Source organism: Pirellulales bacterium (genome assembly GCA_019636335.1).
GTDB lineage: Bacteria > Planctomycetota > Planctomycetia > Pirellulales > JAEUIK01 > JAHBXR01.
On the sequence record JAHBXR010000011.1, the window covers coordinates 159720 to 183751 of the forward strand.

The 24032-nt window shown below is 63.0% G+C and carries 20 protein-coding genes; 14 read left to right on the top strand and 6 right to left on the bottom strand.

Annotation, left to right across the window (positions count from 1 at the left end; genetic code table 11):
- Positions 1-28: 28 nt before the first annotated feature.
- Both acs and KF708_12955 read left to right on the top strand, forming a co-directional pair.
- Positions 29-1993, top strand: a complete 1965-nt coding sequence (gene acs / locus KF708_12950; GenBank protein ID MBX3413591.1) for an acetate--CoA ligase — start codon at positions 29-31, stop codon at positions 1991-1993.
- A gap of 344 nt (positions 1994-2337) precedes the next feature.
- Entirely contained in the window at positions 2338-3744 is a 1407-nt protein-coding gene (locus KF708_12955) for a DUF1501 domain-containing protein (GenBank protein ID MBX3413592.1), read from the top strand.
- Positions 3745-3923: 179 nt separating this feature from the next.
- Here KF708_12955 and KF708_12960 read toward each other — a convergent pair whose 3' ends face one another.
- Entirely contained in the window at positions 3924-4271 is a 348-nt protein-coding gene (locus KF708_12960) for a hypothetical protein (protein ID MBX3413593.1), read from the bottom strand.
- Between the two features lie 318 nt (positions 4272-4589).
- Here KF708_12960 and KF708_12965 point away from each other — a divergent pair, with 318 nt between their 5' ends.
- The gene (locus tag KF708_12965; protein ID MBX3413594.1) at positions 4590-6668 is read left to right on the top strand and encodes a peptidylprolyl isomerase; all 2079 of its coding nucleotides are present in this window, start codon (positions 4590-4592) and stop codon (positions 6666-6668) included.
- Between the two features lie 128 nt (positions 6669-6796).
- Here the strand turns inward: KF708_12965 and KF708_12970 are convergent, their stop codons facing one another.
- On the bottom strand, positions 6797-7537 hold the full coding sequence (locus KF708_12970; protein MBX3413595.1) for an MBL fold metallo-hydrolase: 741 nt from the start codon (positions 7535-7537) through the stop codon (positions 6797-6799).
- 341 nt (positions 7538-7878) lie between these two features.
- Positions 7879-8538 carry a 16S rRNA (guanine(527)-N(7))-methyltransferase RsmG gene (rsmG, locus tag KF708_12975; GenBank protein ID MBX3413596.1) on the bottom strand — a complete coding sequence of 220 codons (660 nt, stop codon included), beginning with the start codon at positions 8536-8538 and terminating at the stop codon, positions 7879-7881.
- 483 nt (positions 8539-9021) lie between these two features.
- Between rsmG and KF708_12980 the strand changes: the two genes are divergently transcribed.
- A complete protein-coding gene (locus tag KF708_12980) occupies positions 9022-10311 on the top strand; it encodes a Gfo/Idh/MocA family oxidoreductase (GenBank protein MBX3413597.1) in 1290 nt (429 codons plus the stop codon).
- Positions 10312-10587: 276 nt separating this feature from the next.
- On the opposite strand, the gene sugE is transcribed toward KF708_12980, so the two are convergent.
- The 3 genes from sugE to KF708_12995 all read right to left on the bottom strand — a co-directional run bounded on the left by sugE (position 10588) and on the right by KF708_12995 (position 12602).
- Complete coding sequence (gene sugE / locus KF708_12985) at positions 10588-10902, bottom strand: quaternary ammonium compound efflux SMR transporter SugE (GenBank protein ID MBX3413598.1); 315 nt, start codon at positions 10900-10902, stop codon at positions 10588-10590.
- 318 nt (positions 10903-11220) lie between these two features.
- Positions 11221-12180: a cysteine synthase A gene (gene cysK / locus KF708_12990; protein MBX3413599.1), complete on the bottom strand. Its 960-nt coding sequence runs from the start codon at positions 12178-12180 to the stop codon at positions 11221-11223.
- Positions 12181-12392: 212 nt separating this feature from the next.
- Positions 12393-12602 (bottom strand): hypothetical protein, encoded by a 210-nt coding sequence (locus KF708_12995; GenBank protein MBX3413600.1) that lies wholly within the window; start codon positions 12600-12602, stop codon positions 12393-12395.
- A gap of 321 nt (positions 12603-12923) precedes the next feature.
- Between KF708_12995 and KF708_13000 the strand changes: the two genes are divergently transcribed.
- The 10 genes from KF708_13000 (at position 12924) to KF708_13045 (ending at position 24022) form a co-directional block, all read left to right on the top strand.
- Entirely contained in the window at positions 12924-14066 is a 1143-nt protein-coding gene (locus KF708_13000; protein ID MBX3413601.1) for a GNAT family N-acetyltransferase, read from the top strand.
- Positions 14067-14182: 116 nt separating this feature from the next.
- Entirely contained in the window at positions 14183-14677 is a 495-nt protein-coding gene (gene purE / locus KF708_13005; GenBank protein MBX3413602.1) for a 5-(carboxyamino)imidazole ribonucleotide mutase, read from the top strand.
- On the top strand, positions 14674-15828 hold the full coding sequence (locus KF708_13010) for a 5-(carboxyamino)imidazole ribonucleotide synthase (protein MBX3413603.1): 1155 nt from the start codon (positions 14674-14676) through the stop codon (positions 15826-15828). The genes purE and KF708_13010 overlap by 4 nt, the downstream gene beginning before the upstream one ends.
- Before the next feature lie 16 nt (positions 15829-15844).
- The gene (locus KF708_13015) at positions 15845-16501 is read left to right on the top strand and encodes a hypothetical protein (GenBank protein ID MBX3413604.1); all 657 of its coding nucleotides are present in this window, start codon (positions 15845-15847) and stop codon (positions 16499-16501) included.
- Positions 16502-16556: 55 nt separating this feature from the next.
- The gene (locus KF708_13020) at positions 16557-17399 is read left to right on the top strand and encodes a sugar phosphate isomerase/epimerase (protein MBX3413605.1); all 843 of its coding nucleotides are present in this window, start codon (positions 16557-16559) and stop codon (positions 17397-17399) included.
- Positions 17400-17805: 406 nt separating this feature from the next.
- Positions 17806-19839, top strand: a complete 2034-nt coding sequence (locus KF708_13025) for an HlyD family efflux transporter periplasmic adaptor subunit (protein MBX3413606.1) — start codon at positions 17806-17808, stop codon at positions 19837-19839.
- 122 nt (positions 19840-19961) lie between these two features.
- Positions 19962-20930, top strand: coding sequence for an HlyD family efflux transporter periplasmic adaptor subunit (locus KF708_13030; protein MBX3413607.1), 969 nt, complete (start codon positions 19962-19964; stop codon positions 20928-20930).
- 126 nt (positions 20931-21056) lie between these two features.
- Positions 21057-23294 (top strand): HlyD family efflux transporter periplasmic adaptor subunit, encoded by a 2238-nt coding sequence (locus KF708_13035; GenBank protein MBX3413608.1) that lies wholly within the window; start codon positions 21057-21059, stop codon positions 23292-23294.
- Positions 23295-23306: 12 nt separating this feature from the next.
- Positions 23307-23624, top strand: a complete 318-nt coding sequence (locus KF708_13040) for a putative addiction module antidote protein (GenBank protein ID MBX3413609.1) — start codon at positions 23307-23309, stop codon at positions 23622-23624.
- Between the two features lie 146 nt (positions 23625-23770).
- Complete coding sequence (locus tag KF708_13045; protein MBX3413610.1) at positions 23771-24022, top strand: hypothetical protein; 252 nt, start codon at positions 23771-23773, stop codon at positions 24020-24022.
- Positions 24023-24032: the final 10 nt, after the last annotated feature.

Below are 24032 nucleotides of genomic sequence, written 5' to 3' on the forward strand. Positions count from 1 at the left end.
GGGGAAACTCGAGCGGGAGATTTCGAGGATGGCCAAGCAGGCAGCGCCGGCGGCTGGGCAGATCGAGAACGTAATGCAGGAGACGCGGCTCTTTCCGCCCCCGGCCGAGTTTGCCGCCCAGGCGCGCATCGGCTCCGTCGAGGCGTACGAGAAGCTGTGGAACGAGGCCGCCGCCGATCCGCCCGCCTTCTGGGGGCGTCTGGCCGAGGAACTGCACTGGTTCCGTCCCTTCGACCAGGTGCTCGACTGGAAAGAGCCCTTCGCCCAGTGGTTCGTCGGCGGGCAGACGAACATCTCGTACAACTGTCTCGACGTGCATCTCGACACGTGGCGCAAGAACAAGGCCGCCATCATCTGGGAAGGGGAGCCCGGCGAGCAGCGCGTGCTCACCTATCAGATGTTGCACCGCGAGGTGTGCCGCTTTGCCAACGTGCTCAAGCAGTTGGGCATTAAGACCGGCGACGTCGTCTCGCTCTATATGCCGCTGGTGCCCGAGCTGGCGATTGCCATGTTGGCCTGCGCGCGGATCGGTGCGGTCCACTCCGTGATTTTCGGCGGCTTTTCGAGCGAGGCGATCGCCGATCGCAACAACGACGCGAAAGCCAAGCTCGTCATCACGGCCGATGGCGGCTGGCGACGCGGTTCCGTGTTGCAACTCAAGGCGAACGTCGACGAAGCCTTGACGAAATCCCCCACGGTCGAGAAGTGCGTCGTGCTGCGCCGGATCGGCAACGACGTGACGATGCAGGAAGGTCGCGACTTCTGGTGGCATGACCTCGTGGCCGCGGCGTCGGCCGATTGCCCCGCCACGCCGCTCGACAGCGAGACGCCGCTGTTCATCCTCTACACCAGCGGTTCGACCGGCAAGCCGAAGGGGATCAAGCACACCACGGCGGGCTACAACCTGTTCGTCAAGAAGACGACCGAATGGGTCTTCGATCTCCGCGACGAAGATACCTTCTGGTGTACCGCCGATATCGGTTGGGTTACCGGGCACAGCTATGTCGTCTACGGCCCGCTTTCGAACGGCGCGACGACCGTCATGTACGAGGGCGCCCCGAACTGGCCCGACGAGGGCCGCTTCTGGGAGATCATCGAGCGCTACCGCGTGAACATCCTCTACACGGCGCCGACGGCAATCCGTTCGTTCATCAAGTGGGGCGATCACTGGGTCGAGAAACGGGACCTGTCGAGCCTGCGTCTGCTGGGCACCGTGGGCGAAGGGATCAATCCCGAGGCCTGGATGTGGTACCACGAAAAGATCGGCGGACGGCGCTGCCCGATCGTCGATACGTGGTGGCAGACCGAGACGGGGGGCATCATGATGAGCCCTTTGCCCGGCGCCATCGCCACGAAGCCGGGCAGTTGCACCAAGCCGCTACCGGGCATCGTGCCGCAGATCGTTACCGAAGATGGCAAGCCGGTGAAGCCCGGCTCGGGCGGCTGGCTCGTCATGGCACATCCCTGGCCCGGCATGCTCCGCGGCATCTGGGGAGACGACGCGCGCTACAAAGAGCAGTACTGGAGCAAGATTCCCAACAAGTACCTGGCCGGGGACAACGCACGTTGCGACAGCGACGGCTACTACTGGATCATGGGGCGTATCGACGACGTGCTCAACGTGGCCGGGCATCGCTTGAGCACGATCGAAATCGAAAGTGCCCTGGTCAGTCATCCCAAGGTAGCCGAGGCGGCGGCCGTGGGACGGCCCGACCCGATCAAGGGGCAAGGCGTGGTGGTCTTCGTCACGCTCAAGGGAAGCGACGCCAGTGACGATCTTCGCTCGGCGCTCAGGCAGCACGTGCGGAAGGAGATCGGCGCACTCGCCCAGCCCGACGATATTCGCTTCACCAACGCGCTGCCCAAGACGCGCAGCGGCAAGATCATGCGGCGGCTCCTGCGCGACATCGCCGAAGGAAAAGAAACGGTCGGCGATACCACCACCCTCGAAGATTACTCCGTGCTGGCAAAGCTCCGTTCGGATGAAGAGTAAGAGCTCACGCGGAGCCGCGGAATTCTTTGAACGCAAAGACGCCAAGGCGCAGTGACGCAGAGAACCTGAATGTTTGCCGCAAGCCAAACGGCGGTGTGGCACTGCTGGCTTGCCCAGCGGTCGAGATCGCGGCAGATGCTGTCTGGCAGAACTGCCCTCATACGCTGGATCAACAGGTGTTCCCGCTGCTGGACAAGCCAGCAGTGCCACGCGAAGGCATTTCCCGGGATTTCTCATCTATCTTTGCGTCTTTGCGACTTTGCGTTGAAATCCCTGTCGGCACAAAGACCAGGGTTAGTCTTCCCCCGCCGGTCGGGCTATACTGAGCGGCCGGAGGATTCTCGATGGATGCCGCACACGGTCGATCCCATGCCGAGCAGCACGCCTTCACGCATTTCCATGCGCGGCGGCGCGAGGGGCTGACCGTCGTCGACCGGCGTGGCATGCTCAAGGCCAGCCTGCTGGGCATCGGCGGATTGACGCTGCCCGACCTGCTGCGTCTGCGCCACCAGGCGGCCGCCGCGGGCCGGCCGTTGCCGGGTCGCAAGAGCGTCATTCTGCTCTGGATGACCGGAGGCCCCAGCCACATCGATACCTGGGACGTCAAGCCCGACGCTCCCGTCGAGATCCGCGGCCCCTTCCGCACGATTCAATCGGCGCTTCCCGGCGTGTTGCTCTGCGAGCATCTGCCGAAGCAGGCCGCGATGATGGATCGACTGACGATCATTCGCTCGATCGATGCGCGCGGGTCGAATCACGAGCCGAACCAGGTCTTTCAGACGGGCAACGTGCTGGCCGAGCCGCGCGTGAATCCCGAGGCCGATAAGTATCCGGCGATTGCCGCCCTGGCCGCCAAGCTGCGCGGCGAGCAGCGTGCCGAGTTACCCCCTTATGTCGTGCTGAACATGAAGTCGACGTCGCACGTCGCCTGGGGGGGCTATCTCGGCAAGCAACACGATCCGTTCGACGGCAACAAGGTGGGCAAGCTGTTCGAGTTGCCCAGCGGGCTTTCGCACGAGCGGCTCTATTCGCGCCAGTCGGTCCTGCGGCAACTCGATCGCTTGCGGCGCGATCTCGATCGATCGGGCTCGCTGGCGGCGATGGATGCCTTCGAGCAACAGGCCGTCGATATGGTCACCGGCGGCGTGGCGCAACGGGTGTTCGACCTGTCGCAAGAATCGGAAGAGACGCACCGCCGCTACACGAATCACGTCTGGTGTCAGCAGGCCCTGCTCGCGCGGCGACTCGTCGAAGCGGGCGTCAGCTTTGTCACCCTCGACATGAGCCATCACGGCGCTTCGGGGACGTGGGATACGCACGGCGACAACATTCCGCCCTACGGCGGCATCATGAACGGGCTGCGTCCGCTGCTGCCCGTGTTCGACCACCTGCTGACGACGCTCGTCGAGGATCTGACCGAACGGGGCTTGATCGACGACGTGCTGGTGCTCGCCATGGGCGAATTCGGCCGCACGCCCAAGATCGGCACGCAGGGAAGCACCGACGGCCGCGACCACTGGCCGAACGTCATGTCGATGACGCTGGCCGGGGGCGGGTTCCGTCATGGGCAGGTCATCGGCTCTTCGGAACGAGACGGTGGGCAGCCGAAGGAACGCCCCGTCACGCCCGGCGATCTCGCCGCCACGATCTATCACCACCTGGGCGTGCCGCTCGACGCGACCTATCTCGATCACCGCGGCCGCCCGCGATATATCGTCGAGAACGGCGCGCCGATTTCCGAGCTGCTCTAATCCCCGGCTCGCGCAGAGGCGCGGAGGGGAGCTGAGGAGTAAGCTGCTCGTCAAATAGATCAGTCAAGTGGCACAGGTCGCCGACCTGTGCATTCGCCCTACTCAACATTCTTGCACAGGCCAGCGACCTGTGCCACTTTTGTTGCTGCACGCCCTTGCAATCTGCATGGTGGAACCAACTACAGTCGCACGCCGAAACGGCGGGCCTGTTTGGTCATCGCGAACTGAAAGTATTGGAACGGGTGACGTGGCTGGCGTCGCGCCCAGAGGAAAACCTGCTCGACCTCTTTGCGCGGCAAGCGACCGGCGTCGACCTCGGTGACCACCTCGTCGACGAAGGCGAACTCGCTCTTGCGTCGCGACTTGAGTCCCTTGTTGAGCATGTCTTTCAGGTCGACTTGAATCGCGCCGTCCAGAGCGCGGCGTTCCGAGACGGCCCGTTGTTTGGCCAGCGCCGCCGGCAACCAGGAGACAACGGCGCCACCGACGAGCGCGGCCAGAAACGTGCGACGATGGAAGTACCGCATGAAGTGCGCCTCCCGACGCGTGGTCGTGACAGGGATCTTGCCGTGGTGGATGTGGGAAAGCCACCGAGAAAAGAGGGGAGACTTCTAATCGGTTCTGCCGGGGCCGGCAAGCCCGACCTCGCGATACGCCGACAAAGACAGGCGTTCACATCGCGCGCTGCTAGCACGCGTTGCAGGCAGAAGGGGGCGACTGCATTCGACCTTGACCCTGCGGTTCGCAGCCACCTATACTCCCCGCCCTTCGCGGTGAATTAGAGTCTCTTGGGCTTGAGACACGTCCGCGTCCGCATTCAACGATCGTGCTAGGGAGAGAACGCGATGTCCAAGGATGGAATCGTACTCGGCGCCAAGCGCCGGGCCGCCGGCTGGCAAGTCGTCGTGGCGAGTATCGCAACGTCGGCCGTTTCGCTGGGACTGGTTCTCTCGGGCCTGTCCACGGCAGTCTTCGCTCAAGCGCCGGCGACACGTCCGGCGGCGGGTCCCAAGTTGTCGACGTCGCCACGTTCGGCCAAGGAAGTGGCCGCCACGCCCGCTCCGGCGGGGAGACCGGTCGTGGGGGGCTCGCCCGACGCCAACAAGCCGCAAATCGTGGCCGTGGTGAATCGAGAAGACATCAGCCGCAACGAATTGGCGCAGCAGGCGCTGTGGCACTACGGCGAGGCCGTGCTCGAAAGCCTGGTCAATCGACAAGTCGTGACGCAGCAGTGTGCCGCGCGCGGCATCACGGTGAAGCCCGAAGAGGTGCGGGCCGAGATCGAGCGCCTGGCGACCCGTTTCGGACTGGCGACCGATCAGTATCTACAGATGCTCGAAGAAGGTCGCGGCATCACGCCGACACAATACGCCGACGACATGGTCTGGCCGACCCTCGCCCTGCGCAAGGTCGCGGCCGAACGCCTGACCGTGACTCAAGAAGACATCGATAAGGCCTACGAGACCGAATACGGACCATCGGTCCAGGTGCGCGTCATCGTCTGCGACACGGAGCAGAAGGCGCGGCACGTCCACCAGATGGTGATGAACGATCCCGAAAATTTTCCGAACATCGCCAAGGATGAATCGGACGATCCCAACAGCGGTAGCGCCCGCGGCCTGATCCAGCCGATTCGTCGGCATCTGGGCGACCTGGCCGTGGAACAGGCGGCGTTTGCGCTGAAGCAGGGTCAGATCTCGAACATCGTGCCGGTGAACGACAAGTTCGTGATTCTCAAATGCGAGAAGCACCATCCGGCGCGTCCCGTGGCGATCCGCGAGAATGTCGACAAGATTCTGGCCGAAGCGATCCGCGACAAGAAGCTGCAGGCGGCGGCGGCCGATCTCTTCAAGGAACTGCAGGCCGCGTCGCAAGTCGAGAATATCTTCAACGATCCCGCCAAGCGCAAGGCGATGCCCGGCGTGGCGGCGATCATCAACGGGCACAAGATCACGATGCGCGAGCTGGCCGAGGAGTGCATCGATCGCCACGGCGCGGAAGTGCTCGAAGGCACGATCAGCCGCAAGCTGCTCGAACAGGCCCTGCGCTCGAAGAACCTGACAATCACCGACGCCGATATCGACGCCGAGATCGCCCAGGCGGCGATGCTCATGGGCAAGTTCACCCCCGACGGCGGCCCCGACGTGCAGGCCTGGCTCGACGAAGTGATACAAGAGCAGGGCATGCCGATGGACCTCTACGTCCACGATTCGGTCTGGCCGTCGGCCGCGCTCAAGAAGCTGGTCGGCGACAAGATCGAGGTTACCGAGGCCGATCTGCAGATGGGCTTCGAAGCAAACTTCGGCCCCCGCGTCCGAATTCGGGCGATCGTGCTGAACGACATGCGCCGTGCCCAGGAAGTCTGGGAGATGGCCCGCAAGAACCCCGCGTCCGACTACTTCGGTCAACTGGCCGAGCAGTACTCGGTCGAAGCCAGCAGCCGCGCCCTGGCCGGGCAGGTGCCGCCGGTGCAGCGTCACGGCGGACAACCCATGCTCGAGCAAGAGGCCTTCTCGCTCAAGCCGGGAGAGCTGTCGGGTATCGTGCAGGTCGAGGACAAGTTCGTCGTCATGCTCTGCGAGGGTCGCACCGAACCGGTCAAGGTCGACTTCGCCGAGGTCCGCGAGGAACTTTTCACCGATTTGCGCGAGAAGAAGATGCGCATCTCGATGGCGGATTACTTCGCGCGGTTGAAGGAGACGGCCCAGATCGACAATTACATCGCCGGCACCACGCAATCGGGCGTGCGTAACAACGAGAAAATGAAGCTCGACCCGGCGATTCGCAAGGCCAGCGCCACCGAGGAGCTGCAGATGCCGGCCGTCGAAGCGCCCAAGGAAGCGAAGGCCGCCGAAGGCCTGCCTCGTGCGGGTTCGGCACAACCGGTTCCCCAGGCCGCTCCTCCCGCTCGCACGCGCCGCTAAGGCGAGCGTCGTTCGTGAACCATCGAAGTGTCATGGCCACGGCGGTTTTCCGTCGTGGCCATGTGCGTTGTGTGGCGTGGCGGCTTCACGCCCGGCGCCGGGCTTCGCGGCGGTCATCAACCCGCCGGCTAGAATTTCACCACTTGCAGGTCGCCGGCGATCTCCGTCGGCGGAAAGATCGCGCGTGCCACGTTCAGATCGATCGCGTCGGGCTCGGGGCCGAGCGGATTGACGTGGACCAGCAACAAACGCCCCACTCCGGCCTGCCGCGCCAATTCGGCCACCGGCGTTGTGTAACTGTGTCCGGTCGTGCGGGCCCAATCGGCCATCGCATCAGGGAAATAGCATTCATGCACGAGCAGGTCGACGCCGCGGATGTGGCGGATATAGTCCGCGTCTTTCGTCGCCGTCGTGTCGGTCACGTAGGCCATCGATGCCTGGGGCCAATCGAGCCGGAAGCCGGTCGAGCCCCCCGGATGCTCGAGCGGAAAGTGGGTCAGCCGTCCTCCGTGCATCAGCGCGGCGTCTCCTTCAAGGGCCCGGAATTCCCACGGCGGATCGACCGGGAAAAGTGGACGCGAGAAGAGATGCTCGCGCACCGCGGCTAGCTTGTCCGCAGCCCCATGAATCGTGACTCGGCGCATCGACCGCCCCACGAAGATGTCGTGCAGGAAGGTGAGGCCCATGATGTGATCGAGATGCGCGTGCGACAGGAAGATGTCGAGCTCGTCGGTCACCAAGCGCGGACCGACTCGAAACATGCCCGAGCCGGCGTCGAGCACGATGCCCAGCTCGGGCAGCATCAGGCACGCCGTGTGCCGGGTCTCGCTGGGGTGATATCCGGTGGTGCCGAGAAAGACGAGCTGCATAAGGCTGTTCTAACGGACGCGGAAGGCGGATCAACAGGGCGAGCCTAGATCGGCACTTATTGTGCCAGATCGGCCAACCACGGTCGCCTGCCCTCGAAAAACGCCGTTCTTGGGGTCTTTCAGAAGCAAACGCAAAGACGCTAAGGCGCAGAGACGCAGAGAGATACCAGGTGGGTACGTGACGCGCAATAAAAGTGGACAGGCTGCCAGCCTGTGCAGGAATCTTGCGCGAGTTCAAGCATACTGCTCAACGCTGACGCAAAATCGAGACAGTACCATCAAAGTGACTGCTCCCTTTGCGTCTTTGCACCTTTGCGTTGAAAACGATTCAACGAAAGACATCAGGAAGCCGAGCGGCGGCTGAGTTGCAGGATGACGCTCTGCGAATCGGTGCCGTGCAAGGGGTACTCGGCCAGCTTGCGCAGGTCGAGATCGTTCATCAGCCCGCGATGACGCGCCTCGCCCCGTTCCTCGACCCAGGCGGGGCCTTTGATTACCAGCATGCGCCGGAACGAGCCCCAGTGCGGCTTGACCCATTCGAGCAGCTTCTCGAGCCGGGCCACCGCGCGCACCACAAGCGTGTCGTAACGGCGCCGCGGCAGATGATCTTGCAAACGCTCGGCGTGGACGTTGATCGGCAGGGGCAAACGCCGCACGATGTCTTCGACCGCCCGGGCCTTCTTGCCCACCGAATCGATGAGCGCCACCTGGAGATCGTCGCGCACGATGCGGAGCGGGATGCCCGGCACGCCCCCGCCGGTGCCTACGTCGAGGACGGCTTCGTGCTGTTCCATCAGCTTCGCCAGTTGCAGCGTATCGGCGAGATCGCGCGCCACGAATTTCTCGTAGCTGGTGTGCCGCGTGAGATTGAGCTTTTCGTTCCACTCCCACAGCAATTGGCAGTATCGATCGAGTTGCTCGACCTGCTCGGGGGGCAAGGCAATCGCATGCCGCACAAGTACGGCGTTCAGATCTTCGCCCGTGGAGTTTTCGTCGCTCATGGGTAGGTCAGGTACTCCGTACCTGACAATGGTGTTAGTGTTCTGTCAAAGCCTAATTTTCGGTTCCCCAGCCGGGTAGCACCGACGAGGGTGCGGCGCGACGTCGCACACAACAACACACTCGAGTCGCACCGTCGTCGGTGTTGCGCAGCAACCAGAGGGTTGATCGGGCCTGCACATTTCAGCAGCGCAGCCTCATCACAACGCCGGTCCGGTCGAAACGAACATCTTGTCGCTGCGCGACACCGACGAGCTTCCGACTTGCACGAGAAAAGTTTTAAACCGTCTCCGGAAACTCGTCGGTGCTACCCCCCTAGTCCAGCGTCACACAATGATGCGTGCCCTACGAACGTATCGCACGCGCCGCGATTGAACCAGGGGCGAGCGGGCACGAAACGCGGCGGAATTTGCCCGGCCTGTGCGGCCTGGGTATGCTGCGAAGCAGCGATTTTCCCGCCCTGCCGCCTCGAAGGACCCACCGCGATGTACGATCCCGTCAGCCGACGAGAATTCCTGCGGCGCGCCGCACTGGCCGGCGCCGCGACCGCCACGGCGAGCATGCTCCCCCGGCCGCTGCTGGCGGCCACGCGCTCGCCCAACGAGAAGCTGAACCTCGGCGTCATCGGCGTGGCGGCGCAGGGACGCTACAACCTCGACAACGTGGCGACCGAAAACATCGTGGCCCTGTGCGACATCGACGCCCAGCGGCTGGCTGGCGCCAAAGAGGCGTACCCCAAGGCCGAGACCTACGCCGACTATCGCCAACTGCTCGAGCGCAAGGATCTCGACGGGGTGGTGATTGCCACGCCCGACCATTCGCACGCGATTCCCACCGCCTGGGCCCTGAAGGCCGGTCTCGACGTCTATTGCGAGAAGCCCCTCGCACACTCCGTGTGGGAAGTGCGCCAGGTGCGCGAGCTGGCCAAGCAACACAACGCCGTCACGCAGATGGGCACGCAGATTCACGCCGGCGACAACTATCGCCGCGTCGTCGAGCTGATCAAGTCGGGCGCGATCGGGCCAGTCCGCAAGGTGCTCGTCTGGCAGGGCAATCGCATCGCGGTACCAGGGGTGCGCGTGGCCGAAGCGACGCCGCCGGCGCATGTCGATTACGACCTTTGGGTCGGGCCCGCCCCGATGCGACCCTTCCACCCCTCGCACTTCCATTTCAACTGGCGCTACTGGTTCGACTTCGGCGGGGGCATTCTGGCCGACATGGGCTGCCACTACATCGATCTGCCCTACTGGGCACTCGATCTCCGCGCGCCGACCAAGGTCAGCGCGAAAGGCGAGCTCGCCCAGGAAGGCGAGAACGACGTGCCGGCCCACATGCAGGCCGATTGGCATTTCGCGGCGCGGGGCGAGCAGCCGGCGGTCGACATCACCTGGTACCACGGCAGTTGGATGCCCGAGGGGGCCGAGGAATACAAGAAAGGGGCCGCCGTGTTGTTCGAGGGAGATCGCGGACGGCTCTTGGCCGATTACGGTTCCCGCCAACTCTTCATGAATGACGGCGCGACGGTCGAAACGCCCGAGCCCAGCATTCCCAACTCGATCGGTCACCATCAGGAGTGGATTGCCGCGGTGAAGAGCCGCGGGCCGACCACCTGCAACTTCGACTATTCCGGCGCCCTCGCCGAAGCGGTCCTCCTGGGCAACGTGGCCTATCGCTCCGGCGAAGAGATCTCATGGGACGCCGACAAGCTGACGACAAACTCATCGAACGCAGATCAGTACCTCAAGCGCGAATACCGCCAAGGCTGGGTTTTGTAGGTCACGCACTCCGTGCGTGACAGGGATTTAACGCAAAGACGCCAAGAGACAAAGGCGCAAAGACTGAGTTGGTGAAGTGCGCATGTCTGTCGCTCGAAGGTTGCGCAGCAGTTTTTTAACCACACGTCGTCGTGTCGTGGTGCCGCCGTGGTAAGTCGAATGCTTCACCACAACGGCACGACGGGCACAACGCTGTGAGATCAGCGCGCGATTCGGATCTGCGCTCGCGCTCCTTTGCGTCTTTGCTCCTTCGCGCCTTGGCGTTGAAGAGTGTGATCAAGCCGTGAGCTTCAAGCCTACGATGCCGGCGACGACCAGGCCGATGCAGGCCAGGCGAGCGGGCGAGACCGACTCGCCGAACAGGGCGATTCCCACGGCAGCCGTGCCGACGGCGCCGATGCCGGTCCAGATGGCGTAGCCCGTGCCGAGCGGAATGGTGCGGATCGCCTGCGCCAGCGTGAAGAAGCTCACGAGCATGGCGAGGATCGTGACGACGCTGGGCCAGAGCCGCGTGAAGCCATCGGTGTATTTGAGGCCCGTCGCCCACACGACCTCGAAAGCCCCTGCTACGATGAGAAGCAGCCAGTCCATCTCGTTCCATGCTCCGTGCGGGAATTGATTATGTAGTTCGTGGAAGTGTGATTGCGTCAGGCAGGGGAAACAACTGACGAGAGCGCGAGGACCGCCGTCGTGGCGTTGGATCGTTGTGGTTAGCTACTTCGGCTGCGGAAGGATTCGATTACCACCACGGCACGGCAGAGGATTCCGAGCAGTAGAGTTTCTTCTGCAATTTGTCAGGTACGCGCGTACCTGACCTACAAAAATACCCACACTGCAGAACAGTGTGGGTATTGAGATAATCGACAGCTTCCAAACCTAGGCGCCTTCGCGGTGAAAAACTCCTGCGGTTTATTCCGGGAAGAGCTTCGTCGAGAGGTAGCGTTCGCCCAGGTCGGGCAGGATCACGACGACCTGCTTGCCCGCGTTCTCCGGGCGCTTGGCTACTTGAATGGCGGCCCAGGCCGCGGCGCCGCAACTGATGCCGCACATGAAGCCCTCGAGCTTGGCCAACTGGCGGCTGGTTTCCATGGCATCTTCGTCCTGCACCTGCACGACGTCGTCGATGATGTCGACATTCAGCACGTCGGGAATGAACCCTGCGCCGATGCCCTGAATCGTGTGCTTGCCTGGCTTCAGTTCTTGTCCCGCGAGGCGCTGTGCGATGACGGGGCTATTGGTCGGCTCGACGGCGACGATCTTCACCCCCGGCTTGCGCTTCTTGAGCACCTCGCCCACGCCGGTAATCGTCCCCCCCGTTCCCACGCCCGAGACGAAGATATCGACCTGGCCGCCGGTGTCGCGCCAGATTTCCTCGGCGGTCGTCTGGCGATGAACTTCGGGGTTCGCGGGATTCTTGAACTGCTGCGGAATGAAGTAGTTCTTGTTCTCGGCGGCAAGTTGCTCGGCGCGGCGCACGGCGCCCGGCATCCCTTCGGCGGCTGGCGTGAGCACCAACTCCGCCCCCAACGCCTTGAGCATGCGGCGACGTTCCAGGCTCATGCTCTCGGGCATCGTCACCATCAGCTTGTAGCCACGCGCCGCGCAGACAAAGGCCAACCCGATGCCCGTGTTACCGCTGGTCGGTTCGATGATGACCGTATCGCTCTTGATGCGGCCGTCCCGTTCGGCGGCGTCGATCATGGCCCGGGCGATGCGGTCCTTCACGCTCCACAACGGGTTGAGATTTTCGAGCTTGGCCACGACGTCGGCGACGCAGCCCTCGGTCACTCGGCGCAACCGCACCAGGGGCGTATTGCCAATGCATTGCGTGATCTCTTCGCGGATGCCATGTTCGACGGCGCTGGCCATGATCTAGAACCTTTCCCTTGCTCGTAGCCCCAGCGAATGGAATGAGCGGTGGGACGCATAACGATGTGACCCCCCGGTGCGAACCAGGAGTATAGGGGAGCTTGATTTCGCGGGTCAACGCGGGAACGGATTTCGACAGCCCGATCGGCGCGCGCCCAGAACGCCTGCTGGCCGGCGACCAAATGTGCAGGCCAAACACGCTCTCGAAATGCCTATTTCTGGTCTGGCCGATGTTCGACGGTGGGCTCGTCCGCGTCCTGCTCGTCCTGATGAGTGGCGTCGTACTCGGCCGAGTAGACGCTGGGGCAGACATCGGCCACGCCACATTGGGGACAGACGATGCGGATCAGATCGCCGCTCGTGAGCTTGAGATTATTCTGCTGGCAGAGTTGGTAGAGCTGTTTCACATGTTCGCAAGTCATCGGGCAAACCTCGCGGCGGCGGGGGGACTTGTGCCGGGTCGCACTCCCTGCATTGTCGCGATTCGCCCGGCTCGGGTCGAGATGCTCGTACGCCGAAGCGTCGCCGGCCGCTTCTCGTGGAACCCGACGCGGCGGGGGGGTGACGGTTGCGCGGGGAGCGGAAGTCCTCATCTGGGCGGGAAGTAAGTGTGCTGCCAGGTCTCCCCAACTTGACCATGCCGCGCCGACGGACGTACAGTAAGGCCACGCGTACGGGCCGGTCTTACCCGTCGCCGGCGGAACCGCCGTTCCGCCTTCGCACGTCTCGGAAAGTCACCGCGCATGGGAAGCGTCGAAGTTGCCCCGGTCAGTTCGCGCCGGGATCGCGCAGAATTCTTGGATTTTGCCTGGGAGCTTTATCGGGGCGACCCGAACTGGGTCCCGCCGTTGCGGCATAACCAGAAGAAGCTCCTGGGCTTCGCGCGGCATCCCTTCCATGAAATCGCCGAGATGCAGACCTTTCTCGCGCGAAAGAACGGCCGGGTCGTGGGACGCATCGCCGCCATTCTGAACCACAATCACAACCGCCAGTATGGTGAGCAGCGGGGGTTCTTCGGCTTCTACGAGTCGATCGACGATCAAGAGGTCGCCGATAGCCTCTTCGACGCCGCCCGCCGTTGGCTCGCCGAACGCGATATTCACGAATTGCGCGGACCCGTCAATCCGTCGATGAACTACGAGTCGGGACTTCTCATCGAGGGGTTCGACAGCCCGCCGACGTTCATGATGACCTACAACCAGCCCTACTACGCCCGGCTCTTCGAGAGCTACGGCTTCCGCAAGACGCACGACCTGCTGGCCTATTTTGGCGAGATTCAGCAGTTGCCCGAGGTCGAAAAACGTCTCGGGCACCTGGCGGACCAGGCCATGGCCCGTTCGCAGGCGACCATTCGCCCCATGGAAAAGAATCGCTTTCGCCAGGAAGTAGAACTGTTTCTCGACCTCTACAACCGCTCGTGTACGTCGATGTGGGGCTTTGTGCCCCTCTCGCCCGGCGAATTGCGGCAACTGGCGGCCGACCTGCGCCACTTGCTCGTGCCGGAGTTAGCCGTGGTGGCCATGGCCGAAGGCCGCGCCGTGGGGGTCATCCTGGGCCTGCCCGACTACAACCCACGCATCAAGGCCATCGATGGGCGTCTCCTCCCCTTCGGTTTCCTCAAGCTGTTGAGCCGCAAGAAGGACATCAAGCGGGTACGCGTCGTCAGCATCAACGTGTTGCCCGAGTTTCAACGCTGGGGCCTGGGGCTCGTGTTGATGCGGAGCCTGGTGCCCCACGCGCTCGGCATGGGCATCTGCGAAGCGGAATTCTCTTGGGTCTCCGAGACCAACGACCTGGCACGCATGGGGCTCGAAAAAGGCGGCGCCCAGGTCTACAAGACCTATCGCATCTACGACTACGCCGGCAAAGACGCACCGGCGACGTAGGTAGGGGGCATTCGCGACGCACGCCGTGCAAAGCGTCGTCCAATTGCTATCATGGGGGCTCCCCGTTCGCCGGTGGTTGCGGCGGGTGGTTTTCTCGTTTTGGAACGCGCACGCCCATGCCCGATTCTTCCTCTCCGCTCGTTGGCGTCATCATGGGGAGCAAGTCGGACTGGGAGACGATGCGCCATGCCGACGAGGTGTTGACCGAGTTGGGCATTCCGCACGAATGCCGCGTCGTGTCGGCCCACCGCACCCCCGACTGGATGCGTGAATATGCCCTCGAGGCCGAGTCTCGCGGAATTCAAGTCATCATCGCCGGCGCCGGGGGCGCGGCCCACCTGCCGGGCATGGTCGCCTCGCACACCTTGCTGCCCGTGCTCGGCGTGCCGGTCGAGAGCCACGCGCTGAAGGGCATGGATTCGCTCCTCTCGATCGTGCAGATGCCGGGGGGAGTGCCCGTCGCGACGCTGGCCATCGGCAAGGCAGGCGCCACGAACGCTGCCCTGCTGGCCGCCGAGATCCTGGGCATCAGCCATCCCGAGTTCCGCCAGCGACTTCGCACGCGCCGCGAAGAGCAAGCCCGCAAAGTGCTCGGGGAAACCCTGCCGTGAGCGCGGTGATACTTCCCGGTCGAACGGTCGGAGTCCTCGGCGGCGGCCAATTGGGACGGATGTTCGCCATTGCCGCACGACGCATGGGCTACGGCGTACACGTCTTCGTACCCGAGGACGAAAGTCCGGCTGGGCAACTCGCCGATCGCACGACGAACGCCCCTTACGACGATCTCGACGCCGTACGGCAATTTGCCCGCGGCGTCGATGTGGTCACCTTCGAATTCGAGAACGTATTGACCGCCACGGCGGAAGCGGCCGCCGAGTTCGCCCCGGTGCGCCCCGCGGGCAAAGTCTTGCATACCACGCAGAACCGTCTCCGCGAGAAACGCTTTCTCCAGTCGGCGGGTTTTCCCGTCGCCCCCTTTGCCGAAGTCCGCACGCTCGACGAATTGCATGCGGCGCTCGCCACGATCGGCACGCCTGCCGTGCTCAAAACAGCCGGCTGGGGCTACGACGGCAAGGGACAAGCCAAAATAACGAACTCCAGTGAAGCCGCGGCCGCTTGGAAGTCGGTTGCGACCGACGAAGCGGTGCTCGAAGGATTCATCGATTTTGACGGCGAGATCTCGGTCGTCGCGGCGCGCGGAATCAGTGGCGAGTTCGCCCACTACGGCGCCATCGGCAATGCGCACCGCAATCATATTCTCGACATCTCGGTCTCGCCGGCCGACGTGAGCGAGCAACTTGCACGCGAAGCGGTTCAACTGGCACGTGGCATCCTCGAGTCGCTCGAAGTGGTGGGCGTTTTGTGCGTCGAGCTGTTCGTCACGCGCGACGGCCGCTTGATAGTGAACGAGTTGGCGCCGCGACCGCACAACTCGGGACACCTGACGTTCGACGCCTCGCTTACCAGTCAGTTCGAACAGCAGGTCCGCGCGATTTGTGGTTTGCCCTTGGGCAGCACGGAGTTGTTGCGTCCTGCGGCGATGGCGAATCTGCTGGGAGATCTCTGGCAAGGTGGCGAACCCAACTGGGCGGCCGCCTGTGCGCTGTCGGATGTGAAGCTGCACCTATACGGCAAACCCGAGGCGCGCCCCGGCCGCAAGATGGGGCACTTCACCGCCATGGCCGCCACGCCACAGCAGGCCGTCGAACGCGTCCTGGCCGCGCGTGATGCACTCGGCATTGGGCACGTGCGGAACTCGTAAATCGGCGAGACGCACGATGAACTACTTTGCTCACGGCCGACGCTTCGTTGATGATCCCTACTTTCTGGCCGGCACGGCGGTTCCGGACTGGATGAACGTGGTCGATCGCCGCGTGAGGGTGCGCGAGCGATATGCCGCGCAGCACGTCGCGGCAGACGACCCACGCGTGGCCTCGCTGGCACGGGGCATCGTGCAACACCATCGGGACGATGCCTGGTTCCACGAGACGCGGGCCTTCACCGAGTTGTCCTGGGCCACCACGGTCGTGGTGCGCGACGCCTTGCCGGCGGACGACGGCTTTCGGCCGAGCTTCCTGGGGCACATCCTGGTCGAGATCGTGCTCGACGCGACCTTGATTGCCGAAGATCCGGCGAGTTTGGAACGGTACTACGAGGCGATGCAGGCGGTCGACCCAACGCTGATCGAGTCGGCTATCAACCAAATGGTGCCGCACGGGACGGAACGGCTGGCTTCGATGATTCCCCTGTTTTCGCGGGAACGATTCTTGTCCGACTACCTCGACGATGAAAAACTGACGTTCCGCTTGAATCAGGTCATGCGCCGTGTGAAACTGCCGTCGCTGCCCGACTCGTTTCGAGAGATTCTGCCCGGCGTTCGCCGCGAGGTGACCGCCCGACGTGACGAGCTGCTCGCACCGCCTGAATTGCCTTAGCCGGCCAAACATACTGCCACGACCTAAACCACCTGCTCGTTGAGGAGCCGCGCCGATGAAGTTCGGAATGAACCTGCTGTTGTGGACCGACAAGCTCAGCGAACAGCAGTTGCCGGTGCTCGAAGCGCTGAAGCGTATGGGCTACGACGGCGTCGAGTTGCCGATGTTCGAGCTCGATCCCGACGACTATGCCCGCTGGGGACGCCGCCTCGACGATCTGGGACTCGAGCGCACGGCGGTGACGGTTCGCGGACCCGACGATAATCCGATCTCCGAGGACAAGCAGATTCGCGCCGCAGGGGTCGCCAAGAACAAGCTGGCCATCGAGTGTTGCCAGGCGGCCGGCGTCAAGGTGCTCGTCGGGCCGTACCACTCGGCGCTCGGGCAATTCAGCGGGCAGGGCCCCACGGCCGACGAATGGCAGCGCGGCGTCGAAAGCATGCGCGAGGTGGCCGAACATGCCGCCAGGCACGATGTCATGCTCGGAGTCGAATACCTCAACCGTTTCGAGTGCTATTTCCTCAACTCGGCGGTCGATACGGTCCGCTTCGTGGAAGAAGTGTCGCATCCGCATTGCCGGATGATGTACGACACGTTCCACGCCAATATCGAGGAGAAGAACCCGGCCGAGGCGATCCGCGCGTGCGCCAAGTACACGGTCCACGTCCACATCTCGGAGAACGATCGCTCCACGCCCGGCCAGGGCGACATCCGTTGGGACGAGACGTTCCAGGCCCTACGCAGCACCGGCTACGACGGTTGGCTGACGATCGAGGCCTTCGGCATGGCCCTGCCTCATCTGGTCGCGGCCACGAAGATCTGGCGCCGCATGTACGACACGGAAGAGCAACTGGCCAGCGACGGGCTGAAATTCATGCGCAGCCAGTGGTCGGCCTGAGCGTGAGCTACGTATAGAAGCAACACGTCACGCTAGCCGTGCGATGCTTTCAAGTGCTGGCGATGGCTTGCTCGCCCGGGGCGCGAATTCCCGTGCGTAGCCGCCAAAGTTGTCGCGATCGAAAGTTTTTTGCACGGCTTGTGGGAATTGTGGCCGATTTATGCCCTGGCGGTGCGTATCGATTGTAGGGGCGCGCGCCAGCGGTCTTTTCAGGTCCATCCCCGCATCGCCGTCACATCCGTTAAGTCCAAGCTACCTTTGAGAATAAACGCGATTGGCCAGGTGAGAAAACCTGGACCGCTTCGCGGGGAACCATTAGGCTGAAAGCCAGCGAAGGCATTTCGGCCTGCTTGCTGATCTCTTTTCCAGGCCGCTTCTTTTCTGACACCGCCGACTGGGCTCGCGCATGAGCACCGAACAATCGGTCGACCCTCAATTGCTCGAACAGACCAAGCAGCAAATCCGCAGCTTGGTTGCCGAGATTGCGCAAATCTCCAAGTCGAGCGTGACGCCCCTCGAGTTCTATTCCGAATTCTTGAACCGCGTCGTCCAGGCCCTCGCGGCCGTGGGGGGGGCGGTTTGGACCCCTGGTGAGGGGGGGGGGCTCCAGCTCGAATACCAGATCAATCTGCAGCAGACGCGCCTCGCCGAAAGCCGCGAAGATCAGATCCGACATCACCGCCTCTTGCAGCAAGTGCTGACGCAGGGCGAAGGGATGCTCGTCGCTCCCCACTCGGGCTCGGGGGACGACGACGGGGCGAGCAACCCGACCGAATTCCTGCTCGTCCTCAGCCCGCTCAAGGCCGACCAGCAGACCCGGGGCGTGGTCGAGGTCTTCCAGCGCCCCGGCACGCGTCCGACGACGCAACGCGGCTATCTCCGCTTCCTGCTCCAGATGTGCGAGCTGGCGAGCGACTTCCTCAAGACACGCGAGCTGCGGCACTTTACCGATCGCCAGCAGTTGTGGTCGCAGCTCGAGCAGTTCACGCGTTCGGTCCATTTGAGCCTCGATCCCCACGAGACCGCTTTTACGATCGCCAACGAAGGTCGCCGCCTGATCGAGTGCGACCGCGTAAGCGTGGCGATTCGACACGGCCGTAAGTGCAAGATCGAAGCGATTAGCGGTCAGGACACTCTCGACAAACGCTCGAACGTCGTCACGCTGCTCAATCAATTGACCACCGCCGTCGCCGCCACCGGCGAGCCGATGTGGTACACCGGCGACACGTCGAACATGGCGCCCCAGGTGGAAGACGCCGTACAGGCGTATGTGGACGAACAGCACTCGAAGACCGTGGCCGTGTTGCCCCTCAAGCGTCCGGCCGAGCCGGGACAGATCGAGGACGAAGAAGACAAACGCGAGACGATCGGCGCGCTCGTCGTCGAGCAGATCGAAAACGCCCGCCCGCGCGAAGGCATGTTGCAGCGCGTGGACGTCGTCACCGAGCATAGTAGCGCCGCTCTGTCGAACGCCCTGGCGCATCACGACCTGTTCCTGATGCCCCTCTGGAAAACGCTGGGCAAGTCGCGCGTCGTCGTCGAGGCGCGGCATTTGCCCAAGACGATCAGCGCGCTGATCGCCGTCGTCGGCGTAATCGCGGCGCTGTTCCTCATTCCCGCCGATTTCGATCTCGAAGGCCGCGGCGTGTTGCAGCCCGTCATTCGCCGCGAGGTCTTCGCGGGCATCGATGGCGACGTCACCGACGTCGAGGTCGATCATGGCGATATGGTGACCGCGGGCCAGGTCGTGGCCCGCATGCGCAATACCGATCTCGAAGTGGCCATCCGCGATCTGCTCGGCCAGTTGCAGGAATCGGACGAACGTCTCGATTCGTTGCGTTACCTGACGCTGAACAGCAACAACCGCGTCGATCAGCAGCAGCGCGACCAGGCCGCGGCCGAGATCCAGGCCCTCGAACAGAAACGCAATGCGCTGCAGAACGAGCTCGAACTGAGCCGCGAGAAGAAAAAGAAGCTGGAAGTCGCCAGCCCGATCGACGGGCAGATCGTCACCTGGGACGTGTACGACAACTTGATCTTCCGCCCCGTGCAGCGCGGTCAGGTGCTGATGCAGGTGGCCGATCCGTCGAAGGATTGGGAGCTCGAGGTCTACATGCCCGAGGACCGCATGGGGCACATCGCGCAGGCGCAATCCGAGAGGGGGGCCGACCTGCCGGTGAAGTTCATTCTGGCGACTGATCCCGCCACCGAGTACCAGGGGCGCGTCACAGAGGCGCACCTCTCGGCCGAGGTCCGCGGCGATCAGGGCAACACCGTGTTGATCCGCGTGGCCTTCGACAAGAGTCAATTGCCGCCGAATCCTCGACCGGGCGCGGGGGTGCAAGCGCAGGTGCATTGCGGCCGGGCGTCGATCGGCTACGTCTGGTTCCACGACCTCGTGGCGTTCGTGCAATCGAGAATTCTGTTCCGGTTTTTCTAGTTCGATCGCCTGGTGAATAAATCAAGTGGCACAGGCGGTCAGCCGGTGCTGCGAAGAGTTGAAAGACAAGGCACAGGCCAGCGGCTTGTGCCACTAGACCGCACATCGCGGAGAGAAAGAATATGAACGTGCTCTTCCCAGTCCTTACCGCGATCGCCCTGGCTGGTCAGGCTCCGGCCGAACGGGGCAACAGCGCGCCGATTCAATCGGCGGGCGAAGTGACGCTGCCACGCTGCCTGCTGGCCCTCATCGAAGAGGCCGAGGTACCTGCCCGCGAAGCCGGCCAACTCGTCGCGCTCGAGGCGTACGAAGGGCAATCGGTCGATAAGGACGACTTCCTCGGCCAGATCGACGATAGCATTGCCAAGATGGAGAAAATCGTCGCCCAAAAGGAACTGGCCATTTCCGAGGAAGAGGCCAGCAGCATGATCAACATCCACTTTTCGGAAAAGGCGACGAAGGTCGCCCAAATGGAATACGAGAAGGCGGTCGACGCGAACAAGCAGTTCAAGGAAACGGTCTCGCACAGCGAGTTGATGAAGCGTCTGTTCGAGTGGGAACGCTCGCGACTCTCGATCGAGAAGGCCCTGCAGGACCAGAAGATCGCCAAGCTGACGGCCGATGCCAAGGGAGCCCAGGTCGATGCCTCCGATCAGAAGATTCAGCACCGCGTCATCACGGCCCCCATCCCGGGCATCGTGGTGCGCAAGTTCAAGAAGTATGGCGAATGGGTGAACCCCGGCGATCCGGTGGTGCGCATCATTCGTATGGATCGCTTGCGGATCGAAGGGCTCGTTGACGCGGACTACTACAGTGCCGTCGATCTCAACGGTCGCCGCGCCACGGTGCGTGCCGAGTTGCCGCATGGCCGCGTCGAGCAGTTCGACGGCAAGATCGTCTACGTGCATCCCGAGATCGAGCCGGGGCACAAGCGGCGCGTCTGGGCCGAGGTGGTCAATCGTCGCGAGGATGACGAGTGGCTGCTGCAGCCGGGGCTGCGGGCCGACATGACGATTCACTTGCAAAGCCCCGCCGTCGGCGCCGAGGGCCTCAGCGGCTCGAGCGCGCCGAATCAGGGACGCTATCGCTGAGATCAACCTGTTCCACGACTCGACGCGCGTGACCTGCCCACGCCCCGTGCGCGGGATGGCACGGCACGTTCGATGAGCCGCCGATTTGCCTCCCCGACAGACCTCGCCGACACGACCTGACGCAACATGGCGACTCTCGCCGACAGCCTGGTTTCCAGTTCCGCCCGCCAGCTCACGCTGCGCAAGCGACCCGATCTTACGGCGGAGAAGCAACGCTATCAGGGTTGCACCTATTGGGTGGTCAAGGATCCGGTCGGACTCAACTACTTCCGCTTTCACGAAGAGGAATATGCCATCTTGCAGATGCTCGATGGCAAGATCAGTCTCGACGAGATCAAGGAGCGGTTCGAGCGGCAGTTCCCCCCCGAGAAAATCACCGTCACCGAGTTGCAGCAGTTCCTGGGCACGCTGCATCGCAGCGGGCTCGTGATCGCCAATGTGCCGGGGCAAGGGCACCAGTTGCGGCTGCGCCACGGGGAACGTCGCCGCAAGGAACTTCTCGGCGCCCTGTCGAACGTGCTGGCGATACGGTTCAAGGGGATCGACCCCGATCGCCTGCTCACCTGGATGCTGCCCCATGTCAGGTTCATGTTCCATCCGGCGACGGTGACGCTGTGCATGCTGTTCGCGCTTTCGGCGCTGACGCTCGTCACCGTGCAGTTCGACGTTTTCCAGTCGAAGCTGCCCACGTTCCATCAGTTCTTCACGCTGCAGAACGCCTTCTGGCTATCGGTGACGCTGGGGGTGACGAAGGTTATCCACGAGTTCGGCCACGGGTTGTCGTGCAAGTATTTCGGCGGCGAGTGCCACGAAATGGGCGTGATGGTGCTGGTGTTAACCCCCTGTCTTTACTGCAACGTCTCGGACTCGTGGATGTTGCCCAATAAGTGGCACCGCGCGGCGATCGGCGCGGCTGGCATGTACATCGAGGTCGTCATCGCCTCGATCTGCACGTTTATCTGGTGGTTCAGCGAGCCGGGCATGCTGAATCACCTGGCCTTGAGCACGATGTTCGTCTGCTCGGTGAGCACGCTCATTTTCAACGCCAATCCGCTGCTGCGCTACGACGGCTACTACATCCTCTCGGACATCACCGAGATTCCAAACCTGCGCCAAAAGGCCACCTCGATTCTCAGCCGCACGTTGAGCGAGTGGTGCCTGGGCATCGAGCAGCCCGACGATCCGTTCCTGCCGGAGCGGAACCAGATGTTCTTCGCCGCCTACAGCGTGGCGGCGGCCGTCTATCGCTGGTTCGTCGTCTTCTCGATCATGTGGTTCCTCTACAAGATCTTCGAGCCCTACCGACTGCAGATCATCGGGCAGGCGATCATTCTGCTGGGCCTGTATGGCCTGCTGGTCCAGCCATTGTGGAAGTTGGGCAAATTCTTCTACGTGCCCGGGAGAATCGACAAGGTGAAACGCAAGAATCTGCTGGGTTCGCTCGCCGTGGTCGCGGCCGTGGCCGCGGCGATCTTGTTCATCCCCCTGCCGTTCCGTGTGCTCAGCACGTTCGAAGTGCAACCCCACAACGCCAGGCCGGTTTACATTGACGTGCCTGGCACGCTCGAGAAAATCGACGTGCGCGAAGGCGCCGTGGTCGAAAAGGGGACGCAACTGGCGATGTTGTCGAGCATCGACGTGCAGATCGACATCTCCAAGCTCGAAGGACAACGGGCCTTGTTCACGGCCCAGATCGACAGCCTCGAGCGACAGATACTCAATAACGACCGACTGGCCGCCTTGCAGCTTCCCGACACGAAGGTCCAACTCGAAACGGTCCTCGATCAGCTCCGCGAGCGCGAGACCGATCGCAAGCGGCTGACGCTGACCGCGCCCATGACGGGCACCGTGCTCCCCCCCCCGGAGACGCCCAAGAAGGACGATCCGACGCGCCAGCTACCCACCTGGCACGGGACACCGCTCCAGCATCGCAATCTGGGCAGCTTTCTGCAGCCGGGCGTCTTGTTCTGCCAGATCGGCGACCCCAAGAAGCTCGAGGCAGTGCTCGTCGTCGATCAGGCCGACATCGACTTCCTGGCCGAAGGTCAGGAGGTCGACCTCAAGCTCGACGAGTTGCCGGGCGAGACATTCCACGGCACGATCCACCGCATCTCGAAGGACGAACTCAAGGTCAGCCCGAAGCAGTTGTCGAACAAGGCCGGTGGCGAGCTCCCCACGAAGACCGACGAAAGTGGCGTCGAGCGACCGCTGAGCACCTCGTACCAGGCCCAGGTCCTGCTCGAAGACCCGAGTGGCGTGATGCGACTCGGCTTGCGCGGCACCGCCAAAATCCACGCCGGCCATCGCACCATCGGGCAACGTCTGTATCGCTTTCTGTATCAGACGTTCAATTTCCGGATGTAGCGGATCCGAGTCATGATGAGTAAAGCGAAGATTAAACCGAGCGTTTCTCACGACAAGGCACTCGTTCGCGAGTTGCGCGAGCGGCCTCAATTCGCCGTCGAGTACCTGAAGGCGGCGCTCGAGGACACCGAAGAACCGAAGGTGCTGCTGCTTGCCCTGCACCACATTGCCGAGGCACATGGAATCAGCAAGATTGCCAAAGCGGCAGGCATCGAGCGAGAAAGTCTCTACCGAGCACTTTCGCCGCGCGGCAATCCGCGACTATCGACACTGGTGGCCGTATCGCGAGCCATGGGGTTGCAGCTCACGGTCGAGCCTGTCGGCAAATAGAACCTTTGTTCTCTGCTGTGCCTCGTTGAAGTTTGACGCGGCTAGCAACCCCTGGCTACTGCCATGCCTCCTTTGGTGGAAGCCTCGCGCGACGTCTAATTGAAAAAACCGTTGGATAATGAGTGGCCCTGATCGGGGAGCATTCTATGAAAACGACACTCAAGGGAATTGTTCACGGCAGGATCATCGAGTTGTCCGATTCGCTTGGCGTCCCTGACGGTCACCAAGTCGACGTTACGATCGAAACAGATCGCTTTTCCTCCCCCACGAGCGATGAAGCGCGCGCCGCGCTATTACGTTCAGCCGGTGCCTGGGCCAACGAAGGTCCTGAACTCGACGAGTATCTAGAATGGTGCCGTCAGCAGCGCAAGCTTGATCGACCGGAGATCGAGCCGTGAGCTTTATGCT